The sequence below is a fragment of the Pseudomonas sp. GW531-T4 genome, from assembly GCF_017349615.1.
In the GTDB taxonomy this organism is placed as follows: domain Bacteria; phylum Pseudomonadota; class Gammaproteobacteria; order Pseudomonadales; family Pseudomonadaceae; genus Aquipseudomonas; species Aquipseudomonas chlororaphis_I.
This window is the reverse complement of sequence record NZ_JACMZT010000059.1, coordinates 1-20,557: the sequence shown is the minus strand read 5'-3', so window position 1 is coordinate 20,557 and position 20,557 is coordinate 1. Positions and strand designations below refer to the sequence as shown.

The window sequence follows — 20,557 nt, the reverse complement described above, 5'->3', positions numbered from 1 at the left end:
CCGGCTGGCAATGCAAATACCCATAACAAGAGGATGTGCAGATGGCAGGTTTCGACAAGCGCGTGGCGTCCTACGAGGAAGCCCTCGAAGGTCTCAAGGACGGCATGACCGTGATCTCCGGCGGCTTCGGCCTGTGCGGCATTCCGGAAAACCTGATCGCCGAGATCAAGCGTCGCGGCACCCGCGACCTGACTGTGGTCTCCAACAACTGCGGCGTCGACGGCTTCGGCCTCGGCGTGCTGCTGGAAGACCGGCAGATCAGCAAGGTGGTGGCCTCCTACGTCGGTGAAAACGCCCTGTTCGAGAAGCAACTGCTGAGCGGCGAAATCGAAGTGGTGCTGACCCCGCAAGGCACCCTGGCCGAAAAAATGCGCGCAGGCGGCGCCGGCATCCCGGCCTTCTTCACCGCCACCGGCGTCGGCACCCCGGTCGCCGACGGCAAGGAAACCCGTGAATTCAACGGCCGTGCCTACCTGATGGAAGAGTCCATCACTGGCGACTTCGCCATCGTCAAAGGCTGGAAAGCCGACCACTTCGGCAACGTGGTCTACCGCCACACCGCCCAGAACTTCAACCCGCAGGCGGCCACCGCCGGCAAGATCACCGTGGTCGAGGTCGAGGAGATCGTCGAGCCGGGCGAACTGGACCCGACGCAGATCCACACCCCCGGCATCTACGTCGACCGGATCATTTGCGGCACGTTCGAAAAACGCATCGAACAGCGCACCGTGCGCAAGTAATCGCCCGCCCAACGACTGACGGAGAATAAAAAAATGGCTCTTACCCGCGAACAAATGGCTCAACGCGTCGCCCGCGAACTGCAGGACGGCTTCTACGTGAACCTCGGTATCGGCATCCCGACCCTGGTGGCCAACTACATCCCCGACGGCATGGAAGTGATGCTGCAATCGGAAAACGGCCTGCTCGGCATGGGCGCCTTCCCCACCGACGACGAAGTCGATGCGGACATGATCAACGCCGGCAAGCAGACCGTCACCGCGCGCATCGGCGCGTCGATTTTCTCTTCCGCCGAATCCTTCGCGATGATCCGTGGCGGCCATATCGACCTCACCGTGCTCGGCGCCTTCGAGGTCGACGTGCAGGGCAACATCGCCTCGTGGATGATCCCCGGCAAGCTGGTCAAGGGCATGGGCGGCGCCATGGACCTGGTGGCCGGCGCGGACAACATCATCGTCACCATGACCCACGCCTCGAAAGACGGCGAGTCGAAACTGCTGTCGCGCTGCAGCCTGCCGCTGACCGGCGCCAACTGCATCAAGCGGGTGCTGACCGACCTGGCTTACCTGGAGATCGAGAACGGCGCGTTCATCCTCAAGGAACGCGCCCCGGGCGTGAGCGTCGAGGAAATCGTCAGCAAGACCGCCGGCAAGCTGATCGTGCCGGCCCACGTGCCTGAAATGCAGTTCGCCTGAGGAGCAACCAGACCATGCAAGACGTCGTAATCGTTGCCGCCACCCGCACCGCGGTCGGCAGTTTCCAGGGTTCGCTGGCCAATATCCCCGCGGTCGATCTCGGTGCCGCGGTGATCCGCCAGCTGCTGGCCCAGACCGGCCTGGACGGCGCCCAGGTCGATGAAGTGATCATGGGCCAGGTGCTCACCGCCGGCGCCGGACAGAACCCGGCACGCCAGGCCGCGATCAAGGCCGGCCTGCCCCACGCGGTGCCAGCGCTGACCCTGAACAAGGTCTGCGGCTCCGGCCTCAAGGCTTTGCACCTGGGCGCCCAGGCGATCCGCTGCGGCGACGCCGAGGTGATCATCGCCGGCGGCCAGGAGAACATGAGCCTGGCCAACTACGTGCTGCCCGGCGCCCGCACCGGCCTGCGCATGGGCCATAGCCAGATCGTCGACAGCATGATCAGCGACGGCCTGTGGGACGCCTTCAACGACTACCACATGGGCATCACCGCCGAGAACCTGGTGGACAAATACGCCATCAGCCGCGAAGCCCAGGACGCCTTTGCCGCCGCCTCGCAGCAGAAGGCCGTGGCCGCCATCGAGGGCGGGCGTTTTGTCGATGAGATCACCCCGATCCTGATTCCCCAGCGCAAGGGCGACCCCGTGGCCTTCGCCACCGACGAGCAGCCGCGCGCCGGCACCACCGCCGAATCCCTGAGCAAGCTCAAACCGGCCTTCAAGAAGGACGGCACGGTCACCGCCGGCAACGCCTCGTCGCTGAACGACGGCGCCGCCGCGGTGATCCTGATGAGCGCCGCCAAGGCCAAGGCCCTGGGCCTGCCGGTGCTGGCGAAGATTGCCGCCTACGCCAACGCCGGCGTCGACCCGGCGATCATGGGCATCGGCCCGGTGTCGGCCACCCGCCGCTGCCTGGACAAGGCCGGCTGGTCCCTGGAGCAACTGGACCTGATCGAAGCCAACGAAGCCTTCGCCGCCCAGTCGCTGTCGGTGGGCAAGGAACTGGGTTGGGACGCGAGCAAGGTCAACGTCAACGGCGGCGCCATCGCCCTCGGCCACCCGATCGGCGCCTCGGGCTGCCGGGTGCTGGTGACCCTGCTGCACGAAATGCTCAAGCGCGATGCCAGGAAAGGCCTGGCGACCCTGTGCATCGGTGGCGGCCAGGGCGTGGCATTGGCCATCGAACGCTAACTTACCGCGCACCACGGCCGGCCCTCGGACCCACGACATCCGGCGGCTGGCCGGCAACACACCCGGCGCACCTCATGGTGCGCCGGGTTCATTCTGCGGCCCGTCCGACGCTGAACAGAGGCCGCTGGCAGCCGCCTATCCGTCAGCTACATTCAACTCATACGGCTGGCGAGCCCCGTTTTCCACGCCTTCCTGCCCACTGACTCACGGCTGAAACAGTCCAGGCCGGTGCGCGGTGCGTTATCTGTCGAAGCCGGAGCACAGCGCTCAAGCATGGGCAGCGCCCGGCATGCCAGCCAGCCCTTCGCCTGCTTCATCGACCCGATAACGAGGAGCGGAACATGCGCCTGACCAGATGCCTGCTCTACACCGGCTTTTACATAGTGCTGGCGGGGCTGGCCAGCCTCCAGGCCACGGCTGGCCCCTCCTTCGATGCGGACAGGAAAGGACTCGAGAAACTCTCGGCCAACGCCGGTGCCGAGCTGCACCGAGGCTTGCAGAAATTCCACGAAATGCTGATGTACCTCGAACTGCAGGACACCCTGCACGCCACCGAGGCCAAGGCAGCGGCCCTGGAACACTTCAGCGAGTCGGTCGTGCTGTTCAAGAAAGTCACTGCAAGCGCCCCCGAGCGCAAGATCCTCTACCAGCCCCGGGATGACAGTGAAAAAGAAGCCATCGCCGCCTTCCAGAACCGCTTGAAAGAGCTGGATATCGCGGTGCCCGACACCGAGAAACAGCTGGCCAACCTGGCCGTCACTGTGCTGACCAAGCATATCCATGTGCTGGAAAAGTCCAGCTTCAAGGCGACCAAGGCCGACTACAGCCCCTTGCGCAAAACCCTGCGTTCACAAGCCCTGCTGCTCGACCTGGGCATCCTGACCTCGATTGTCTGGAGCCTGTCGGCCGACCAGCCCGGCGGGAGCGGCTAGCGCCCTGCCCCGAGAGACCATCACTGCGACTTCGGCTTACCCATCAACAACAGCAGCGACAAGCCGGCAAACCCCGCGCCGGCGTAAAACGTCAGCGCCGCGCCATGGGCCTGCCACAGCCAGCCGGCGATCACGCTGGCCAGCAACAGGGCGATCCCGCTCAGCAGGTTGAACACACCGAAAGCGGTGCCCTTGAGGTCGGCGGGCGTGGTGTCGGCCACCAGGGTGGCGAGGATGCCCTGGCTGAAGCCCATGTGCAGGCCCCACAGGGCGACGCCGAGCAGCACCATCGGCACCGATTCGGCATAGGCCAGCACCAGGTCGGCGAGGATCAGCAACAGCAGGCCGACGCTGAGCAAGGCACTGCGGTTGATGTGGTCCGACCATTTGCCGACCGGATAGGCCGAGACCATGTAGAACCCGGCCATGACCACCATCACCAGTGGCACCCAGGCGGCGGCGAAGCCCAGTTGCTGGGCCCGCAGCACCAGGAACGCCTCGCTGAAGCGGGCCAGGGTGAAGGCCGCGCCGATGGCCACCACCCACCAGTAATACTGGGAAAACCGCCGCAGCGAGGCCAGGCGCAATGGCGAGTGGAAGTGCCGGGTACCGGGGGCGTGCTCGGGTTCGCGGATGGCGAAGATCAGCAGCGCCACCGCCAGCGCCGCAGGGATCACCGCCAGCCACAGGACCTGGGCGATATCGTTGGCCAGCCACAGCATCAGGCCGATGGCCAGGATCGGCCCGACGAACGCCCCCACGGTGTCCAGCGACTGGCGCAGGCCAAAACAGGCGCCGCGGATTTCCGCCGGGGCCACGTCCGCCACCAGGGCATCCCGTGGCGCGCCGCGAATGCCCTTGCCGATGCGGTCGAGCAGGCGCGCGCTGAACACCAGTTCCGCCGAAGCCGCCAGGGGAAACAGCGGCTTGGTCAGCGCCGCCAGGCCGTAACCGAGCAACAGCAGTTCCTTGCGTCGACCGATAAAGTCGCTGAGGGCCCCGGAAAAGACCTTCACGATCAGCGCCGTGGCTTGCGCCACGCCCTCGATGATGCCGACCACCAGCATGCTGATCCCCAGGGTACCGACCATGTACAGCGGCAACAGGCTGTGCACCAGCTCGGACGACACGTCCATGAACAGGCTGACGAACCCCAGCGCCCAGACCGTGCGCGGAATGCCGCGGCTCAAATGCTTCCCGGATTCGCTCGTTACAGGTCCCGCCATGACAGACATCCCCCAGGGTTTACCAAGAATCCGGTTGCTCCAAGCCTAGGCCGACAACGGCGGCAATGCCTGTCATGGCTCCCGTTGCAATCGACGCTCGAGGGCCGCGGCCAGGGCCGACGCCTCCTGTTTCAAGGAGGCGCAGAAGGCCTCGACGAAAATCGACGACGGTCGGTAATCCGGGCGGATCAGCATCACCCGGTACGGCACCGACAACTGCAGCGGCCGGATCGCCAGGCCCCTGCCCGCCTCCTCCATGGCGCTCAGCGGGTTGATGATCGCCACCCCCAGTTGCTGGCGCACCATGGCGCAGACCGAGGCGGCGTTGGTGGTTTCGACTACCACCCGGCGGTCGATGCCGGCCTGGCGAAAGTGCTCGTCGAGGGTCTGACGATAGATGTCCAGGCCTGACAGGTTGATGAAATCCACCCCGCGAAAGTCTTCGCTGTGCAGCAGCGGCTTGGCCAGCAACGGATGCCCTTCCGGCAGGATGCACACCATGTCGGCGCAGAACAGCAGCTCGCCCTGGGTGCCCCGCGGCAGGTGCTCGCTTTCGGTCAGGCCCAGGTCGTGGCGCTGGGCGCTGAGGGACTCTTCGAGCAAGGGCGACTCCTGGGCGGTGATGCTCAGGCCGATGCCGGCGTGGCGCTGCTGGAAGTGCTTGCACACCCGCGGCAGCAGGGTCTGGGAGAACAGCGGCAGGCAGGTCAGGCTCAACTGGCCGTGCTCGAAGCGGCGGATCGACTGCGCCACGCTGTTGATCCGTTCCAGGCCGACATAGGCCCGTTCCACCTCCTCCAGCAACAGCATGGCCTGGGCGGTCGGCAGCAGGCGGCCGCCCTCGCGGTCGAACAGGCTCAGCCCGGACAGGCTCTCCAGCCGCGCCAGTTCGCGGCTGACCGTGGGTTGCGAGGTGAACAGCAGGCGCGCCGCGCCAGTGACGCTGCCGGCCTGCATGATGGCGCGGAACACCTCGATATGGCGCAGGGAAATGTCCACCGCTTGCTCCTTGGTTTGAGAGGTTGATTCATTCAACCCATATCAAAACTGAATCGATATACAAAGAATAGATATTTTATTGAATACACCACCCTCGGCATCATGCAGACCTCTTTCCTCGCCACAGACGATTGCCATGGCCATTCCCTTTTCTCCCGAGCAACTGACCGCCGCCGCCCGCCAGTACGGCACCCCGTTGTGGTGCTACGACGCACGGACTATCAAGGTGCGCATCCAGCAACTGAAGGCCTTCGACGTGGTGCGTTACGCGCAGAAAGCCTGCTCCAACCTGCAGGTGCTGCGCCTGATCCGCGAGGCCGGGGTGCGAGTGGATGCGGTGTCCCTGGGGGAAATCGAGCGGGCGCTGCTGGCCGGGTTCAGCCCGGAAGGCGACCCGGCCGGCATCGTCTTCACCTGCGACCTGTTCGACACCGCCACCCTGCAACGGGTGGTGGAACTGAACATCGAAGTCAACGCCGGTTCCATCGACATGCTGCGCCAGCTCGGCGAGAAATCCCCGGGCCACCGCGTGTGGCTGCGGATCAACCCGGGCTTCGGCCACGGCCACAGCCGCAAGACCAACACCGGCGGCGAAAACAGCAAGCACGGCATCTGGCACGAACAGGTCGACCAAGCCCTGGCGGTGATCCGCCAGTACGGCCTGAAACTGGTGGGCCTGCACATGCACATCGGTTCCGGCGTGGACTACGGGCATCTGGAGCAGGTCGGCGCGGCCATGGTGGCGACGGTCAAGTCCCTGGACCACGACATCGAGGCCTTCTCGATCGGCGGCGGCCTGTCCACTCCGTACCGCGCCGGCGACGAGCCGGTGGACGTGCGCCGCTATGCCAACGCCTGGCGCCAGGCCCGCGAGGAAATCGAAGCCTGGCTTGGCCACGGCGTGCGCATGGAAATCGAACCCGGGCGTTTCCTGGTGGCCGAGGCCGGCTGCCTGGTCAGCGAAGTGCGGGTGGTGAAAGACGCCGGCAATCATCACTTCGTGCTGGCCGACACCGGCTTCAACGACCTGATGCGCCCGGCCATGTACGGCGCCTATCACGCCATGAGCCTGATCGACGCCAACGGCCAGTCGGTCCAGCGCGAACCGCGGCCCACCGTGGTCGGCGGCCCGCTGTGCGAGTCCGGCGATATCTTCACCCAGGACGACGAAAGCCTGACCCCGCAGTTGCTGCCCCAGGCCCGGGTCGGCGACCTGCTGGTGATCCACGACACCGGCGCCTACGGCGCCAGCATGTCCTCCAACTACAACAGCCGGCCGCTGCTGCCGGAGGTGCTGTTCGAGGACGGCCAGGTAAAACTGATCCGCCGCCGCCAGCCGCTGGCGGATCTGCTGGAACTGGAAATGGGGTTGTAAGTCCGCTTTTTTTGCGGCGACACCACTGACGCTATCGCGGGCAAGCTCCGCTCCTACAGAAGCTCACGGTCTTCTTCTGTAGGAGCGAGGCTTGCCCGCGATGCCTTTCAGCTGTCCTGAGGCGTCATGTACAGGCTGAAATTCTCGATGTAGTCGGTGAGGTTCTCTTCCATCATCAGGCGGAACTCCTCGACGAAATAATCCACCGCCTGCTGCTTGGCCGCCGCCAGTTCTTCGGCGTTACGGCAACCGCAGGCGCTGACCCAGGCGGCAAACCGCGAGTTGGCGTACATCAGCGAGGCACTGGCCTTGCCGCGACTGCTGTCGCTGATATGGGTGTTTGCCAGTTCGATGATGGCATCGGCGCGGTTGTAGAAGTCCTGATCCGATTCGTTGGCCAAGGGGCGTTTCCTCTTGAGTAGTAGGCAGTGAGAAATAGGCATAAAGAAAGCCGGCGAGTATAAGAGCCTCGCGCTCAACCATCGACGGCTTTTGCTGCCTCGCGCCCTGCCGTATTCAGTCCGGCCAGTGCCGCTCCAGCACCTGCGCCACCTGCGGATGGCGGTCGATGCGCTCCAGCAGATCGCAACACTCGGGGCGTTCGCGCCGCAGATGCTCGCGCGTGCCGCACCAGCGCGACACCACCGCCGCCTGGACATCCAGGGCCGCCAGGGGTGAACCGCTGGCGTACAGCTGTGTGGCGAACTGATCGGCGAACACCTCCCAGTTGCGGTGCAGGCGCTCCCGGGCCGCATCCCGCACCCGTTCCTTCAGCGCGTCATCGGCGCCCTGCAGCCAGCGCTCCGGGTAATCGATCACGCTGATCGCCGAGTAGCAATTGGCGGCGATAAACACCAGGCCGCGAATCGCCTGCGCCCGGGCGCTCTCATCCTCGGGCAGCAGCGCCGAGCGCGGATAACGCAAGCCCAGTTCGATCAGGATCGCCGCGCTCTCGGTGAGGACACTGCCGTCCGGCAGTTGCAGGGTCGGGACCTGTTTCAGCGGGTTGAGCCGCGCCAGCTCGTCGGCCCCGGGCGACGGCGCCCAGGACGAGGCTTCGACGATGCGGTACGGCACCTGGCAACACTCCAGGGCGATCTCGACGATGGCCGAGCCGGAGCCTTGTGTCCCATAAAGTTGATACATGACCATCCCCTCGCTTGACTGGGCCTTACATCTGACGGGTTGCTTGCGCGGGTTGTTCACTCCAGTGCCGGAAGTCCGCGAGACGGTAGTCCGGATGCTGATTGATAGCCTCGGCCGGCACGCGCAGCACGCTTCCACGGTAGCTCAAAAGGTAAAGGCTCAGCGGCTCGGGCCCCCGCATGCGCCGCACCAGGAAATGGATCAAGCGGTTAAGCAGCCCGAAGCGCTCGATCTCCAGCCGCATCCCGGCCTTGACCTGCAAGAACTTGCCGCAAGCAGAGAACCGGGTCTGGTGATGAACAAGCTCAATCACATTGGGCTAGAACCTCGACGCGCAGCCCCCCGTGGGCGCTCGCCGAACAGTCGATACGCACCGGCAAAAATGCCTCGATCACCCGGATATTGCTTTGCAGGTGCTCGCTCATGCGTGGGGTGGTGAAGCTTCCGCCGCCGGCCAGGGCCATGGGCAGCAGCAGTTGATCGGCCAGGTGCTCGGCCACCGCCGCGCCGGAGTCCAGCCAGTCGCGGGCCTGGTCGATGGCCCGATCGGCCACGCTTTCGGCCCGCAGGCTGCTCTGGCCAAACCCGCTGAACAGCTCGGTCAGGTGCTCGCAGACGAACTCCAGCAACAGCACGTTGCCCGGGCCGCATTGTTCATCCAGCCGCACCGGGCTCAGGTGTTCCCGAGGCAGCTCCAGGCGAGTGCCGACCCGGCGCAATTCGCGTTCCGCCACATGTTCCGGCAGGCCGGCACTCAGGGCCCAGGCCCGGCGCCCGAGCAGTTCGCCCCGCTGTTCCAGGTGCAGGGGTTGCAGGGTCGAAGGCTCGATAAAAGCCTCCAGCTCGCCACCGCCGGCGGGAACGAAGCCATGGCGCAACAGCTGCAACTCCACCTGCCCGCCCATGCGCCGCAGTTGCGGCAGCCAGGCCTGCTGGAGGAAATCCACCGGCGGCGCCAGCGGGTTGTGGGTGCCGCCGCTGATGCTCACGCGGCTCGGCGCCGGGGCCTGCAACAGGGCTGGCAGCAGGGTCTGCAACACCAGGGTGCAGCTGCCGGCGGTGCCGATGGCGAAGCGGTAGTCGCCGCCGCGAATCGGCCCCGGCTCGAAGGTCAGCGCCCGGGAGCCCAGCTCGGCGCCCGAGACCCTGGCCGCGCAGACCTGCGCCGCCGCCAGCACCGCGGTCAGGTGCTGGCGCAGCAGCCCCGGGCGAGCGCGCCGGGCCCGTATGTTGTGGATACGCAGGGTCTTGCCGGTGAGCATCGACAGGCTCAGGGCACTGCGCAGGACCTGGCCGCCGCCGATGGCGCCGTCCAGTTCGATGACATCCTGTTTCATTACATTCCTCAGGCATAACGCCGGACGCTGTCTCGCAAGTAGGCGTCCAGCAAAGCATTGTCTTGATGGGTGCGCGCCAGCTTGGGCACCGGGCGTTCCAGTTCGGCGGCGATAAAGGCGTGCAACGCCGGGCGCCTGGGCCCGTAAGCGGCCTCGTCGGCGCTGCGCTTCAAGGCCAGCAACTCATCCACCTCGTCCAGCAGTGGCCGATGCTCGACGGTGCTCAGCAGGTCGGCGAAGGTCATCGGCGGGCGGCCGCGCCCCTGATCGATCCAGCGCACCGCCAGCAACGGCCGGAGCACGTAGAAGTACTTCTTGAACCGCACGCTGTCGCCTTGCAGGTAACCGCGAAAGTTCTTCCTGGCCATCGACAGGTAGTGATGACGGGCCGCCGGCGGGCTGTAGAAGGCCTCCGCCAGCTCGCGCAGGCGCGCGGTTGCCGCCGGCTCGCTGCGATACACCAGGGGCGAATCCAGCCACTCCAGCAGGGTCGGGTTGGATTTGCGCAGCAACCCGAGGGTCTTGCGCAGTTCCCAGCCGCTGATGTCCAGTTCGTCGTCCAGCGGCCGTTCGATCACGTCCCGCCCGGCGTCCACCTGGATGAACCACTCGGGCTTTTCCACATAGACGAAACGCACATCGTAATCACTGTCGGTGGAGGCAAAGCCCCAGGCCCGACTGCCCGATTCGCAGGCATACAGCACCCGCACATTGCGCTCGCGCTCGATCCGCGCCAGCTCATCCAGTACCCGTTCGCGCATGGCGCTGCTCAGCGGGTGACGTTCATGAAGTTCCATGGTTCCTTGTCCTGTTCAATCGACGATCGCCAGCCGCTTCTCGCGCTGGCCTGATCGTCCTCTTCGTTCACAACAGGCGCTTGAGCGATCCCCGAGGCACGTCGCCGGCCTCCTCCATCGCCTGTAACCGCTGCGCCAGTGCTTCTCGCAGCGGCTTGGGGGTTACCGGGTCGAACATCGCGTAGCGGCTATCGCACCAGCGGGCCAGGGCCTCGCGCCAATAAGCGGCTTCGCTGCCCGCCTGGTCCAGGCGATGCAGCAGGTATTGCAACTGGCGCCAGCCTGGCTTGAGCCCCAGCAAGGCCCAGCGCCGCGCCTTGGGCAGGTCATGCCAATGCTGGTCCAGACGCTGCTCCAGAGCCTCCTCGAACGCCGCCCAGGGCTGCTCGCGCAGCAGGCCGAGGGCGCAGTCGAAGACCTTGTCCGACGGATCGTCCAGGGCCGCCAGCTGCTGGGCCAGGCCACGCTCGCCGAGGGTTCGCAAGGCCAGCAGGCGCACGGTCAGCGCCTTGGAGGCCAGGGCCTGTTGCAGCATGGCGTCGGCCTGTGGCTCCCGCAGTTCCTTGGCCAGCCCCAGCAGGCCCAGCCACTCGCGCTTGTTGCCCGGAGCCGGCTGCTGCAACCGGGCCAGCAGCACTTGCCGCGGGTCCAGCCCATGGCGCGGCGCGGCCCAATGGGCCAGGCAACGCAAGGCCCCCGAAGGGTCGAGCAGAGCCTGCGCCAGGTACCCGCGACAATCGGCCAAGCGTGACAACAGCAGCCGCAAGGCCTTGACCCGCACACTGGCGCCACAGCTGCGCATCACCTCTTCCAGCAAAGGCAGCGCCTGCTCGTCGGGCAGTTCGGCGCAGGCATCCACCGCCATCTGCCGCACGCTGACCTCGGCGTGGCGCAACGCCATGGCCAGCAGCGCCGGCCGGTCCTCAACGCCCTTGAGCAACAGCTCGAAGACAAAGCGCGCGGCCTTGCCCCGGCAATCGCCAAAGGCCCCTTGCACTTCGTCGCGCACCTGGGCCAGTTGCAACACCGCAGTGGCCCGCTCCAGGGTCGCGCCGTGGTCGGCCCGCTGCTTGCTGGCAAGGGCCAGCAACGGTGCCAGGGTCTGCAACAGCAGCCCGGCGTGCTCCGGCGCCCAATACGCCTCGACTGCCGCGGCCGCTTCCTGGCGAACCTGGGGCACCCAATCGTTGAGGCGTTCCAGCAGCGCCGCCAAGGCCTCGGCCGATGGCCGCGCGGACAATCCGCGCACCGCCGCCTGGCGCACGAACCCGTTGCCGAAGCGGCTCAGTTCCAGCCAGGCGCTGTGCCTGTCCAGGGTGTCCATCACCTCCCGCACGCGGCGGGCTTCGTAGTCGTTCAGCTGGTAATGCCAGCTGGACGGCACCTGTACCACTGCTTCCCTGTCGTGCATTTCTCTACCCCTTGACGCACACCACCTGACGCAGGGTGTGCAGCACTTCCACCAGCTCGCGCTGGGCGTGCATGACTTGGTCGATGTCCTTGTAGGCCATCGGGATTTCATCGATCACCGCGGTGTCCTTGCGGCACTCCACATGGGCGGTGGCGCGGATCTGGTCGGCCAGGGTGAAGGTGTTCTTGGCCTTGGTGCGGCTCATGGTGCGCCCGGCACCGTGGCTGCAGGAGCAGAACGCCTCCTCGTTACCCAGCCCGCGAACGATGAAGCTCTTGGCGCCCATCGATCCGGGGATGATCCCCAGCTCGCCCTTCTGCGCCGACACCGCGCCCTTGCGGGTCACCAGCACCTCTTCACCGAAGTGGCGCTCCTTCTGCACGTAGTTGTGGTGGCAGTTCACCGCCTCCAGCGCCACCTCGAAAGGCTTGCGGATCACCTGGCGGGTGGCCTGGATCACCAGTTGCATCATCAATTCACGGTTATGCCGGGCAAAGTCCTGGGCCCAGGCCACGGCCTCGACGTAATCGTCGAAGTGCCGGCTGCCTTCCTCGAAGTAGGCCAGGTCGCGGTCCGGCAGGTTGGCGATGTGCTGGCGCATGTCCGCCTGGGCCAGGTGGATGAACAGGTTGCCGATGGCGTTACCCACGCCACGGGAACCGCTGTGGAGCATGAACCAGACCCGGTTGGCTTCATCCAGGCAGACCTCGATGAAGTGGTTGCCGCCGCCGAGGGTACCCAGGTGCTGGCGGTTGTTGCTGTTGGCCAGCGCCGGGTACTTGTCGGTGATCGCCTTGAAGCGTGGCTGCAAGGCCGCCCAGGCATGGTCGGCCTGGCGCGGCACGTCGCCCCATGCACCCTTGTCGCGACCGCTGCGCGGCGAAGTACGACCGTGGGGCACCGCCTGCTCGATGGCGCTGCGCAAACCGTGCAGGTTATCCGGCAGGTCGGCAGCGGTCAGCGAGGTGCGGGCGGCAATCATGCCGCAGCCGATATCCACCCCGACTGCCGCCGGGATGATCGCGCCCACGGTGGGGATCACACTGCCGATGGTCGAGCCCTTGCCCAGGTGCACATCCGGCATTACCGCCAGGTGCTTGAAGATGAACGGCATCTTCGCGGTGTTCATCAGCTGCTGGCGGGCTTCGTTTTCCACCGGCACGCCCTCGGTCCACATCTTGATCGGCTTGCCGTTGGCGACGTCCAGCAGTTGGTAGGTCTTGTGTTCCATGTTCCTGACTCTTTTTTCTGTGGTCGAAAATCCGACCTTGTTCGGTGGCCGGTGGTCCGGCATAAACGGCGACCAGTAAAGGTGAAACATGCAGCGCGCTCTGCCACTGAGCTAGCCCCTTGCGGTTGGCGGGAATCGAACCCGCGACCACGCTGCCCTGTAGTTCCACCGGCATTCGCCGGGTCAATCGGTGCAGGCCAGGCCTGCGGGCAGCGACAAGAGAACAGGCACATCGCTCTACCGACTGAGCTACAGCCTTGCGGCTGGCGGGACTCGAACCCGCGACACCTTGTAGTACCTGTGGCATTCGCTGCCATCCCGCTCGGGCGGGAGAAAAACCTGCGACGACAAGGGTCGATGAAACCGTGCACTCGTGTTCTGACCGTTGAACTACGGCGCCTTTCCAGGCACCGGCGGGACTCGAACCCGCATCACGAATCTGGGATGTAGTTCCATCAGCATTCGTCGCTGAAACTGCAAAAAAGGTGGCACGACAAAAGAAGTGACTGATAGCCGGAATCGAACCGGCATAACCATGATGTACAGCCACTGGCATTCGTGCCTTCACAGGCCCTGACTAAATCTGCTGGGACATCTTTGGATGTAGTCACAGCGGCATTCGGGGCCAATGAACAAAAAATCTTCGGCGTGCGCCGGGTGAGCGGCGCACGGTTTATCTCATGTCTTGCCGATCAGGGCGCCATCGCCTCGATCGCCTCGACCCAGTGCTGCGCACCGTAGTTGCCCGCGGTGAACTGCTGGATCACATCGAACACCGCGTCACTGAAGCCGCCGACGTTGAGGATGTCCTCGCGGTCCGGCGCCTGGGTGGTGGCCCCGGGCTGCATATCGATGCACACCAGCCGCGCCTGCGGGTTGATGGCCTTGATCCGCTCCCACTGGCGCAGGGTTTCAGTCGCCCCATGGCGCCGCGCATCGATCCACGACTCGTTGTCCGAGACCAGGATCAGGGTGTCCACCTTGCACTTGGCGTTGGCCAGTTGTGCCAGGGGCGCCGAGCAGTTGGTCCCGCCACCGCCGATGGCCGCCAGTTTCTGCGCGTTGCTCATCACGCTGTCCCGCGGGTTGAGGCGGATATCCACCACCCCGACCTCGAACGGCATGACCCGCGCCGCCGGCTGCTTGCGCAACACCGCTGCCGCCACCAGCGCCGCCACATCGATGCAACGCACCGCCGTGGTGGCGCCCTGGCGATAACCGGTGACCGGGCTGTGCATCGACCCCGAGACATCCGGGCACACCACCACCGCGCCTTGCAGCGCCGGCACGTTGGCCAGCGACAGCTCCAGGGCATCCTGCAACGCCTCGCGCACCGGCTGCGGTACCTCGTCCCCGGCCATGCGGTAGGCCGCCAGTAACTGGTACGGGTAGACCCGGGCCTTGGCCACTTCGGCGGCATCCGCCAGCCGCACCGCCACATACTCGGTGCAACCCGGCACCTGGAACGCGCCATGGCGGGCCAAGGTGTTGAGGTTCATGCGCAGCCCCTGCCAGCCCATATTGTGCGCCTGTTCGGCCCATTGCTCGCGGCTCAGGGTTTCGTTGCCGAGCAACTGGAACGGCACCTGCGGCACCGCCGTGGTCGCCCCGCTGCGAAACGCCAGCAAGGCGCGGGTCAGCTCGGGCAGCGCCTGCGCATCCACCGGCTTGCCGATCAACCAGGCGAAGAAGGCTGCGCGCCAGGCCTCGCTTGGCTTGGGGTGAACCATCTTGACCACGTCCGCCAGCGACGGCTGGTTACCCACCGAGGCCTGCAACAGCTGGCGTTCGCTGGCGCTGTTCAACCAGTTCTGCACCAGGCGCTTGGGCTGCGACCCCAGGGATCTGCGCCCGGTCGCCCCGCTGCGCAGGATCTGCACGAAGTTGCGCAGCATCTTGCCGTTGTCCACCACCTGGGCAAACAGCTCCGGCACCAGGGCCGAGCGTTGCGCGGTCAGCGCCGCCAGCAGCAAGGCCGGCATGTCTTTCATATGACCCTGCTGCCGAGCGTAACGCGCGGCCTGGGCGACGAAACGGCTGTCGACTTCGCTCACCAGCTGCAGCACCGCGTCCAGCTGACCTTCAGGCGAGGTGTAGAAGGTCGAGTTCAGGCAACCGGTCACCGCCAGTTGGGCCAGGCGGTGCTTGGCGTTGTAGGCATAGGCCGGGGCCTGGGCAGCGTTCCGGGTGTTGCTCGCCGGCGCTTTTGCCTGTTGGGTGTTGAACAGCTGGAAGTTGGCCATCTTGGCGTCTCGCTTGGTTGTCTTGTTCGTTGCCAGAGGTATTGCAGCCGCTGTGCCAGTTTTATTTTTTCCTCCGAATTATTTTTTAACTTATTGATTTATAACGATTTTATTTTTAAATACTTTTTCCTTTGCGAGTCTTCGAGACAAAGCTGTTGATAATTTTATATCTTTGTTTATCGCTTTTTATCTTCAGGTATAAACATGTCGGGCAAGCCCACGGTCGCCATAGGTTTTGTCGGTTCCACCCTCGATCGCGTCGGCAAGGGCGCCAACCGCTGGAGCCACTGGCGCCCCAGTGTCGGCCTGTGCCAGCAGCAGGACGTGCTGATTAATCGCCTGGAACTGATCCACGGTGTCGACGCCCGGGACGTTAGCCTGGCCGAGCGGGTGGCCAACGACATTCGCCAGGTGTCGCCCGAAACCGAGGTGCGCCTGCACCCCATGGGCCTGAAGAACCCCTGGGATTTCGAAGAGGTGTACGGCGCCCTGCACGACTTCACCAGCGCCTACCCGTTCGACACCGAGCGCGAGGACTACCTGGTGCACATCACCACCGGGACCCACGTGGCGCAGATCTGCTGGTTCCTGCTGACCGAGGCGCGCTACCTGCCGGCGCGGCTGATCCAGACCTCCCCGGCGCGGCGCCGCGACCCGGAGCAGCACGCCACCGGCACCCATGCCCTGATCGACCTCGACCTGTCGCGCTACGACCGCATCGCCTCGCGCTTCGCCGGCAAGCGCCTGGAGGGCCTGGCCTTCCTCAAGTCCGGGATCGCCACCCGCAATGCCGCGTTCAACCGCTCCATCGAACAGATCGAACGTGTCGCTGTGCGCTCCAGGGCGCCGATGCTGCTGATCGGCCCCACCGGTGCCGGCAAGTCGTTCCTGGCCCGGCGCATCTATGAGCTCAAGCGCGGCCGGCATCAGGTCCAGGGACGCTTTGTCGAGGTCAACTGCGCCACCTTGCGCGGCGACGGCGCCATGTCGGCGCTGTTCGGGCATATCAAGGGCGCCTTCACCGGCGCCCAGAACGCCCGCGACGGCCTGCTGCGGGCGGCGGATGGCGGCATGCTGTTTCTCGACGAGATCGGCGAACTGGGGCTCGACGAACAGGCGATGCTGCTCAAGGCCATCGAGGAAAAACGCTTCTTCCCCATGGGCTCGGACAAGGAAGTGGACAGCGACTTCCTGATCATCGCCGGCACCCACCGCGACCTGCGCGGCCGGGTCGCCCAGGGCCTGTTCCGCGAGGACCTGTATGCGCGGATCAACCTCTGGACCTTCAACCTGCCGGGGCTGGCCGGGCGGCGCGAGGACATCGAGCCGAACATCGATTTCGAACTGGAACGCCACGCCCGGGAACAAGGGCGCCTGGTGCGCTTCAACCTCGAGGCGCGGCGGCGCTACCTGGCGTTTGCCAGCTCCAGCGAGGCGGCGTGGCTGGGCAACTTCCGCGAACTGTCGGCGTCCATCACCCGCATGGCCACCCTGGCCGACAGCGGGCGCATCGACGAAGCCCAGGCCGAGGAAGAAATCGAGCGGCTCCGTTATGCCTGGGGCTTGAGCCAGGCGCAGGATCCGTTGGCCACCCTGCTGGGCGACACAGCCGAACTCGACCTGTTCGACCGCCTGCAACTACAGGCGGTGCTCGAAGTCTGTTGCCAGGCCGACAGCCTGTCCGATGCCGGACGCAAGCTGTTTGGCGTGTCCCGCCAGACCAAGGCCCAGCCCAATGATGCCGACCGCCTGCGCAAGTACCTGGCGCGCTTCGGCCTGGAGTGGAAGCAGATAGTTGCACCAGCGGACTAAGAAGGGTTGCCTGCGAGCACTGCGCGCTCGATCGCAGCCTGCGGCAGCGGCTACACAAGCCCACGGCCCCGCCCGCCAACGGCACAGATCGCTTCCCCGGTAGCCACTGGCGAAGCCTGCGATCGGGCGCGCAGCGCTCGCAAAAGCGCCCCACACACCTGCCCTGCCCTCAGCCACCCGGCACCGCGAACACCGCGTTGGCCCTGGCCACCACCCGCTCGCCGACCTGCAGGGTGACGGTGGCAAAGGCCATCTGCCGGCCGCGTTTGGAGTGTTCCAGGCGCACGTCGATCCACTCGCCGACCTGCACCGCACCGAGGTAGTCCAGGTGCATGCTGGCGGTGATCAGCGGCAGCGGTGGGTCACTGGCAAAGGCCATGGCGTAGCCCATGCCGATATCGGCCAGGGTGGCGAGGATGCCGCCGTGCACGGTGCCACGCCCGTTGGCGTGACGGCTGTCGGCGCGCAGGCCGATCTCCAGTTGCAGGCCACTGCCACGGCAATACACCGGGCCGATCAGCTCCAGCAACGGGCTGCTGCGGGACAAGGGGGCATAACCTTCGGGTAACTCGGGCGTGCTCATGGCGGGTCTCCGTTGCCGATGGTGATGACCGGGGTGCGGGTCATCGGTCCCCGAGGTGTACCCCGAAGCAGCACCCGCGCCCAGCCGTATCCATCCGGCAAATCCCTGGCGATAAGCCGCGGCGACACCACATCCTCGCCCCTCATGAGGCAATCGACGATAAGATACGCAGCCGTCCCGCCAGCCCCGGGCACGATCATTTATTTCAAGGAGCGACCATGCACCCTCAGGACGACACCCCCACCCCGCTGCGCAGCCTCGCCGTGCTGCTGCTCAGCACCCTGCTGGCCGCCTGTTCCCCCAGCGATCGTTCGTCCTCGGTGGCGGTCGGCGGTGCCCAGGGCAAGGCCGGTGCGCAACTGGCCTACGAACACGAGCTGAGCCTGTCGCTACCCTCGGCGCAGATCGCACCGCGCCTGGCCGCCACCCGCGAAGCCTGCGAAAACGCCAAATTCGGCGCCTGCAATATCCTGCGCCTGCAACAAGGCCAGTATCACGCCCAGGTGATCCTGCGCATCGTGCCCGACGGCGTCGAACCGATAGTCGCGCTGGCCGCCCAGGGCGCCGAAATCGGCGAACGCATCACCAGCGCCGAAGACCTGGCCGACGCCGTGGCCGACGTGCAGCGCCAGCAGGAACGGTTCAAGGCCCAGCAGCAACGCCTCGACCAGCTGGCGGCGCGCAAGGACATCACCGTCAGCGACCTGATCGCCCTGAGCAAGGAACAGGCGAGCATCGAGAACGACCTGCAAGCCCTGGCCCAGGCCGCCGCCGGGCACCAGCGCCGGCTCGACACCAACCGCCTGACCCTGAACTTCGTGCCCACCGACAGCAGCCAGCGCGGTTCGAAATTGCAACGGGCCTTCGACAACCTGCTGGACAACCTCGCCTACGGCACCGCCGAAGCCCTGGAGAAAGGCAGCTACGTGCTGCCGTTCCTGATCCTGGCCTTCCCGCTGGTGATGATCTGGGTCTGGCTGTGGCGCCGGTTCGTGCGCCGCCGTTGAATCGCAGCACTCTGCAAAACCCGAGAAGCCCGGCCTGATGTGCCGGGCTTTTTCATGGGCACGATCAGCCTCGCCTCACCAGCATCCCCTGCCCACCGCCAAGCCCCGCTAAACAAGGCCTGGCGAGCACTGACGAAGAAAACTGCACGAACGTACCTGAAACTGGCACGTTTTTCCCATGCACCTGCAGCTTGCGAATCGACCCACCAGAAGAGCCGCATCGACGGTGCCTACCCGCACCAATAGCAATCATCGGACGCTATCCGCGTCCCTATAAAGTGCAGACGGCGAGCCAAAAGCTCGTTGAGCTGAGACTGGCGATAAGGAAGTCTCATGTGCGATGTGCAGTCATGTTCACCGGCGTTTTCCGCTATTGGCTCCACCGTTTCGCCCCTGGTTCCGCCTCGTCCGGCAGCCCTGCCCGGACCGGCCCTCGCGCCCTGCGCGTCATCAACGGTCGACCTTGCGCACGCTACCCGGCGCTGCCTGGGCCAGCGTCTGGTAATGCCCCCTACTCCAGTCGACAGGACAACTTCCAGACTGGCGATCGCGACCGTTTTAACGCCGACCCTGTCCCGCTACCGATATCCAAGCCAGTCTTCCCGGGTACTGTCCACTGTATCCCGACACACGCATTCGCCCCCTGCCCGGTCTCGCCACTGTTCAAGTAGCGTCGACGGAAGAATCCTCGACAAGACCGGCCGTCGACTGTTTCTAAACTACTAAGCAGCCACTTTACTTTGCACTCGATGACATTTCACCGAGCGAAAGTCGTGTTCCCATCGTTGCGTATTCGACAATAAACAAACGCTCCAAGGCGCGTTAAAAGTGGATGGTCAAAGCATTGTCAGACAATAAGGCAATTCAACATCAACGCATCGGCCACTTGATAATGAGCAGAGCACCATTTACAGACACTCAATGTACGTACCGGTTAATTATTTATACCTCAACAGGCTAATAAGACGTCCGCCACCGCCCAGTTCCAGGGCGGGCTGGCGAGCGCGCCATAGAGACTCAAGATGCCCACGAAGCAGGCCACTAAAGGCTGCAGAAGCGCTACACAGAGCCCAGAGAACAACAAGATCAAGGACCTCCAGACAATGACCAACTAGTCACTGTTTATTTGCACCAAATCAATTCGCCAGACACTTTTTAGTGCGTTGGCCACGCTATTGATCATCCCTGTTTCCGGCTGAAAATCGGATAACCCAGGGCAGGCTGGCTCGCCCCCATAAAATATTAAAGGTCAACTTTTCGAAGTACCGAATCTATATTGTCGCGCCAGTTTTTCTCGCAAATTTATATAAATGCGACATGCACTACGGGCCGTCGCCAATTGCATAACAAGCGACACAATCTGGCATAGCGGTTGCTATATGTAACGAGTACGAGACAGGTGCACTACAAACACCGGCTCATCCCATAACAATGTTCCAGGGAGTGGCAATGAACAATCTAAGCCGAAGGCGTTAAGCCACTCGTTTGCACAAGGCCGTTCAACTGGATAGTTCAACTATCGGCTTTTGCTCACCCTTGAAAAAGTTAAACCCGTCTTTCGAATATTCCAGCCAATGTTCGAACGGTGCCTTATTGCCCTTCATCCAACCGAGGGAGCTTTAATGAACGATGCGGTAAAGAACAGAACCCTGCCGAGGCCCTTGGGCGATGAAGCCGTCGTCCAGGTTGCGCGGGGCCGTCCTTATAAGGGCAATGCATCGAAACCCGGAGGCCTGAGCAAGCGTCAGGTGCTGTTGCTGGTGACGGTCTCGGCCCTGCTCCATGGTGGCGCCTGGTGGTTCTTCCAGCAGACCCGCGCCGCGCCACTGGAA

General features: G+C 64.8%; 18 protein-coding genes, 1 tRNA gene and 1 pseudogene. 8 read left to right on the top strand and 12 right to left on the bottom strand.

Translation table 11 applies throughout. The features are described 5' to 3' along the window. Positions 1-41: 41 nt before the first annotated feature. The 4 genes from J4D28_RS28395 to J4D28_RS28380 all read left to right on the top strand — a co-directional run bounded on the left by J4D28_RS28395 (position 42) and on the right by J4D28_RS28380 (position 3,558). Entirely contained in the window at positions 42-740 is a 699-nt protein-coding gene (locus tag J4D28_RS28395) for a CoA transferase subunit A (protein ID WP_009048267.1), read from the top strand. A gap of 33 nt (positions 741-773) precedes the next feature. Further along, complete coding sequence (locus J4D28_RS28390) at positions 774-1,433, top strand: CoA transferase subunit B (protein ID WP_007920581.1); 660 nt, start codon at positions 774-776, stop codon at positions 1,431-1,433. Between the two features lie 14 nt (positions 1,434-1,447). Further along, on the top strand, positions 1,448-2,626 hold the full coding sequence (locus J4D28_RS28385; RefSeq protein ID WP_009048266.1) for an acetyl-CoA C-acetyltransferase: 1,179 nt from the start codon (positions 1,448-1,450) through the stop codon (positions 2,624-2,626). Positions 2,627-2,967: 341 nt separating this feature from the next. Next, positions 2,968-3,558, top strand: coding sequence for a hypothetical protein (locus J4D28_RS28380; RefSeq protein ID WP_103331889.1), 591 nt, complete (start codon positions 2,968-2,970; stop codon positions 3,556-3,558). Positions 3,559-3,578: 20 nt separating this feature from the next. Here J4D28_RS28380 and J4D28_RS28375 read toward each other — a convergent pair whose 3' ends face one another. Then, on the bottom strand, positions 3,579-4,784 hold the full coding sequence (locus tag J4D28_RS28375) for an MFS transporter (RefSeq protein ID WP_103331890.1): 1,206 nt from the start codon (positions 4,782-4,784) through the stop codon (positions 3,579-3,581). A gap of 72 nt (positions 4,785-4,856) precedes the next feature. After that, positions 4,857-5,783, bottom strand: coding sequence for a LysR family transcriptional regulator (locus J4D28_RS28370; RefSeq protein WP_009048262.1), 927 nt, complete (start codon positions 5,781-5,783; stop codon positions 4,857-4,859). Positions 5,784-5,919: 136 nt separating this feature from the next. On the opposite strand from J4D28_RS28370, the gene lysA reads away from it, so the two are divergent. Beyond that, positions 5,920-7,158: a diaminopimelate decarboxylase gene (gene lysA / locus J4D28_RS28365; RefSeq protein ID WP_103331891.1), complete on the top strand. Its 1,239-nt coding sequence runs from the start codon at positions 5,920-5,922 to the stop codon at positions 7,156-7,158. A gap of 107 nt (positions 7,159-7,265) precedes the next feature. On the opposite strand, the gene J4D28_RS28360 is transcribed toward lysA, so the two are convergent. The 9 genes from J4D28_RS28360 to J4D28_RS28320 all read right to left on the bottom strand — a co-directional run bounded on the left by J4D28_RS28360 (position 7,266) and on the right by J4D28_RS28320 (position 15,323). Continuing rightward, a complete protein-coding gene (locus J4D28_RS28360; RefSeq protein ID WP_053278432.1) occupies positions 7,266-7,559 on the bottom strand; it encodes a DUF3144 domain-containing protein in 294 nt (97 codons plus the stop codon). A gap of 115 nt (positions 7,560-7,674) precedes the next feature. Further along, positions 7,675-8,304, bottom strand: a complete 630-nt coding sequence (locus tag J4D28_RS28355; RefSeq protein ID WP_009048259.1) for a glutathione S-transferase family protein — start codon at positions 8,302-8,304, stop codon at positions 7,675-7,677. Positions 8,305-8,329: 25 nt separating this feature from the next. Next, on the bottom strand, positions 8,330-8,617 hold the full coding sequence (locus J4D28_RS28350; protein WP_256587721.1) for a hypothetical protein: 288 nt from the start codon (positions 8,615-8,617) through the stop codon (positions 8,330-8,332). Beyond that, complete coding sequence (gene rtcA / locus J4D28_RS28345) at positions 8,610-9,641, bottom strand: RNA 3'-terminal phosphate cyclase (RefSeq protein WP_103331892.1); 1,032 nt, start codon at positions 9,639-9,641, stop codon at positions 8,610-8,612. Before rtcA ends, J4D28_RS28350 begins: the two co-directional genes overlap by 8 nt. A gap of 8 nt (positions 9,642-9,649) precedes the next feature. Next, positions 9,650-10,438 carry a nucleotidyltransferase domain-containing protein gene (locus J4D28_RS28340; RefSeq protein WP_103331893.1) on the bottom strand — a complete coding sequence of 263 codons (789 nt, stop codon included), beginning with the start codon at positions 10,436-10,438 and terminating at the stop codon, positions 9,650-9,652. 67 nt (positions 10,439-10,505) lie between these two features. Beyond that, positions 10,506-11,849: a PBS lyase gene (locus J4D28_RS28335; RefSeq protein WP_103331894.1), complete on the bottom strand. Its 1,344-nt coding sequence runs from the start codon at positions 11,847-11,849 to the stop codon at positions 10,506-10,508. A gap of 4 nt (positions 11,850-11,853) precedes the next feature. After that, positions 11,854-13,080 (bottom strand): RtcB family protein, encoded by a 1,227-nt coding sequence (locus tag J4D28_RS28330; protein ID WP_053268670.1) that lies wholly within the window; start codon positions 13,078-13,080, stop codon positions 11,854-11,856. 123 nt (positions 13,081-13,203) lie between these two features. Further along, positions 13,204-13,339 (bottom strand) — tRNA-OTHER (locus J4D28_RS28325). Positions 13,340-13,772: 433 nt separating this feature from the next. Next, on the bottom strand, positions 13,773-15,323 hold the full coding sequence (locus J4D28_RS28320) for an RNA-binding protein (protein ID WP_103331895.1): 1,551 nt from the start codon (positions 15,321-15,323) through the stop codon (positions 13,773-13,775). A 204-nt stretch (positions 15,324-15,527) separates the two neighbouring features. Here J4D28_RS28320 and rtcR point away from each other — a divergent pair, with 204 nt between their 5' ends. Beyond that, the gene (gene rtcR, locus J4D28_RS28315; RefSeq protein WP_103331896.1) at positions 15,528-17,135 is read left to right on the top strand and encodes an RNA repair transcriptional activator RtcR; all 1,608 of its coding nucleotides are present in this window, start codon (positions 15,528-15,530) and stop codon (positions 17,133-17,135) included. 169 nt (positions 17,136-17,304) lie between these two features. On the opposite strand, the gene J4D28_RS28310 is transcribed toward rtcR, so the two are convergent. After that, positions 17,305-17,718, bottom strand: a complete 414-nt coding sequence (locus tag J4D28_RS28310; RefSeq protein WP_009048251.1) for a PaaI family thioesterase — start codon at positions 17,716-17,718, stop codon at positions 17,305-17,307. A 218-nt stretch (positions 17,719-17,936) separates the two neighbouring features. Between J4D28_RS28310 and J4D28_RS28305 the strand changes: the two genes are divergently transcribed. Together J4D28_RS28305 and J4D28_RS28300 are read left to right on the top strand one after the other, a co-directional pair. Then, the gene (locus tag J4D28_RS28305) at positions 17,937-18,725 is read left to right on the top strand and encodes a DUF4349 domain-containing protein (protein ID WP_103331897.1); all 789 of its coding nucleotides are present in this window, start codon (positions 17,937-17,939) and stop codon (positions 18,723-18,725) included. A gap of 1,622 nt (positions 18,726-20,347) precedes the next feature. After that, a pseudogene (locus J4D28_RS28300) lies at positions 20,348-20,557 on the top strand (energy transducer TonB); the annotation flags it as partial.

What these genes read in the sequence shown, in the direction of transcription:
- rtcA (WP_103331892.1), bottom strand. Translation starts at nt 9,641, where the DNA reads ATGAAACAGGATGTCATCGAACTGGACGGCGCCATCGGCGGCGGCCAG.
- rtcR (WP_103331896.1), top strand. Translation starts at nt 15,528, where the DNA reads ATGTCGGGCAAGCCCACGGTCGCCATAGGTTTTGTCGGTTCCACCCTC.
- J4D28_RS28320 (WP_103331895.1), bottom strand. Translation starts at nt 15,323, where the DNA reads ATGGCCAACTTCCAGCTGTTCAACACCCAACAGGCAAAAGCGCCGGCG.
- J4D28_RS28390 (WP_007920581.1), top strand. Translation starts at nt 774, where the DNA reads ATGGCTCTTACCCGCGAACAAATGGCTCAACGCGTCGCCCGCGAACTG.
- J4D28_RS28305 (WP_103331897.1), top strand. Translation starts at nt 17,937, where the DNA reads ATGCACCCTCAGGACGACACCCCCACCCCGCTGCGCAGCCTCGCCGTG.
- lysA (WP_103331891.1), top strand. Translation starts at nt 5,920, where the DNA reads ATGGCCATTCCCTTTTCTCCCGAGCAACTGACCGCCGCCGCCCGCCAG.
- J4D28_RS28375 (WP_103331890.1), bottom strand. Translation starts at nt 4,784, where the DNA reads ATGGCGGGACCTGTAACGAGCGAATCCGGGAAGCATTTGAGCCGCGGC.
- J4D28_RS28355 (WP_009048259.1), bottom strand. Translation starts at nt 8,304, where the DNA reads ATGTATCAACTTTATGGGACACAAGGCTCCGGCTCGGCCATCGTCGAG.
- J4D28_RS28340 (WP_103331893.1), bottom strand. Translation starts at nt 10,438, where the DNA reads ATGGAACTTCATGAACGTCACCCGCTGAGCAGCGCCATGCGCGAACGG.
- J4D28_RS28395 (WP_009048267.1), top strand. Translation starts at nt 42, where the DNA reads ATGGCAGGTTTCGACAAGCGCGTGGCGTCCTACGAGGAAGCCCTCGAA.
- J4D28_RS28335 (WP_103331894.1), bottom strand. Translation starts at nt 11,849, where the DNA reads ATGCACGACAGGGAAGCAGTGGTACAGGTGCCGTCCAGCTGGCATTAC.
- J4D28_RS28380 (WP_103331889.1), top strand. Translation starts at nt 2,968, where the DNA reads ATGCGCCTGACCAGATGCCTGCTCTACACCGGCTTTTACATAGTGCTG.
- J4D28_RS28310 (WP_009048251.1), bottom strand. Translation starts at nt 17,718, where the DNA reads ATGAGCACGCCCGAGTTACCCGAAGGTTATGCCCCCTTGTCCCGCAGC.
- J4D28_RS28385 (WP_009048266.1), top strand. Translation starts at nt 1,448, where the DNA reads ATGCAAGACGTCGTAATCGTTGCCGCCACCCGCACCGCGGTCGGCAGT.
- J4D28_RS28330 (WP_053268670.1), bottom strand. Translation starts at nt 13,080, where the DNA reads ATGGAACACAAGACCTACCAACTGCTGGACGTCGCCAACGGCAAGCCG.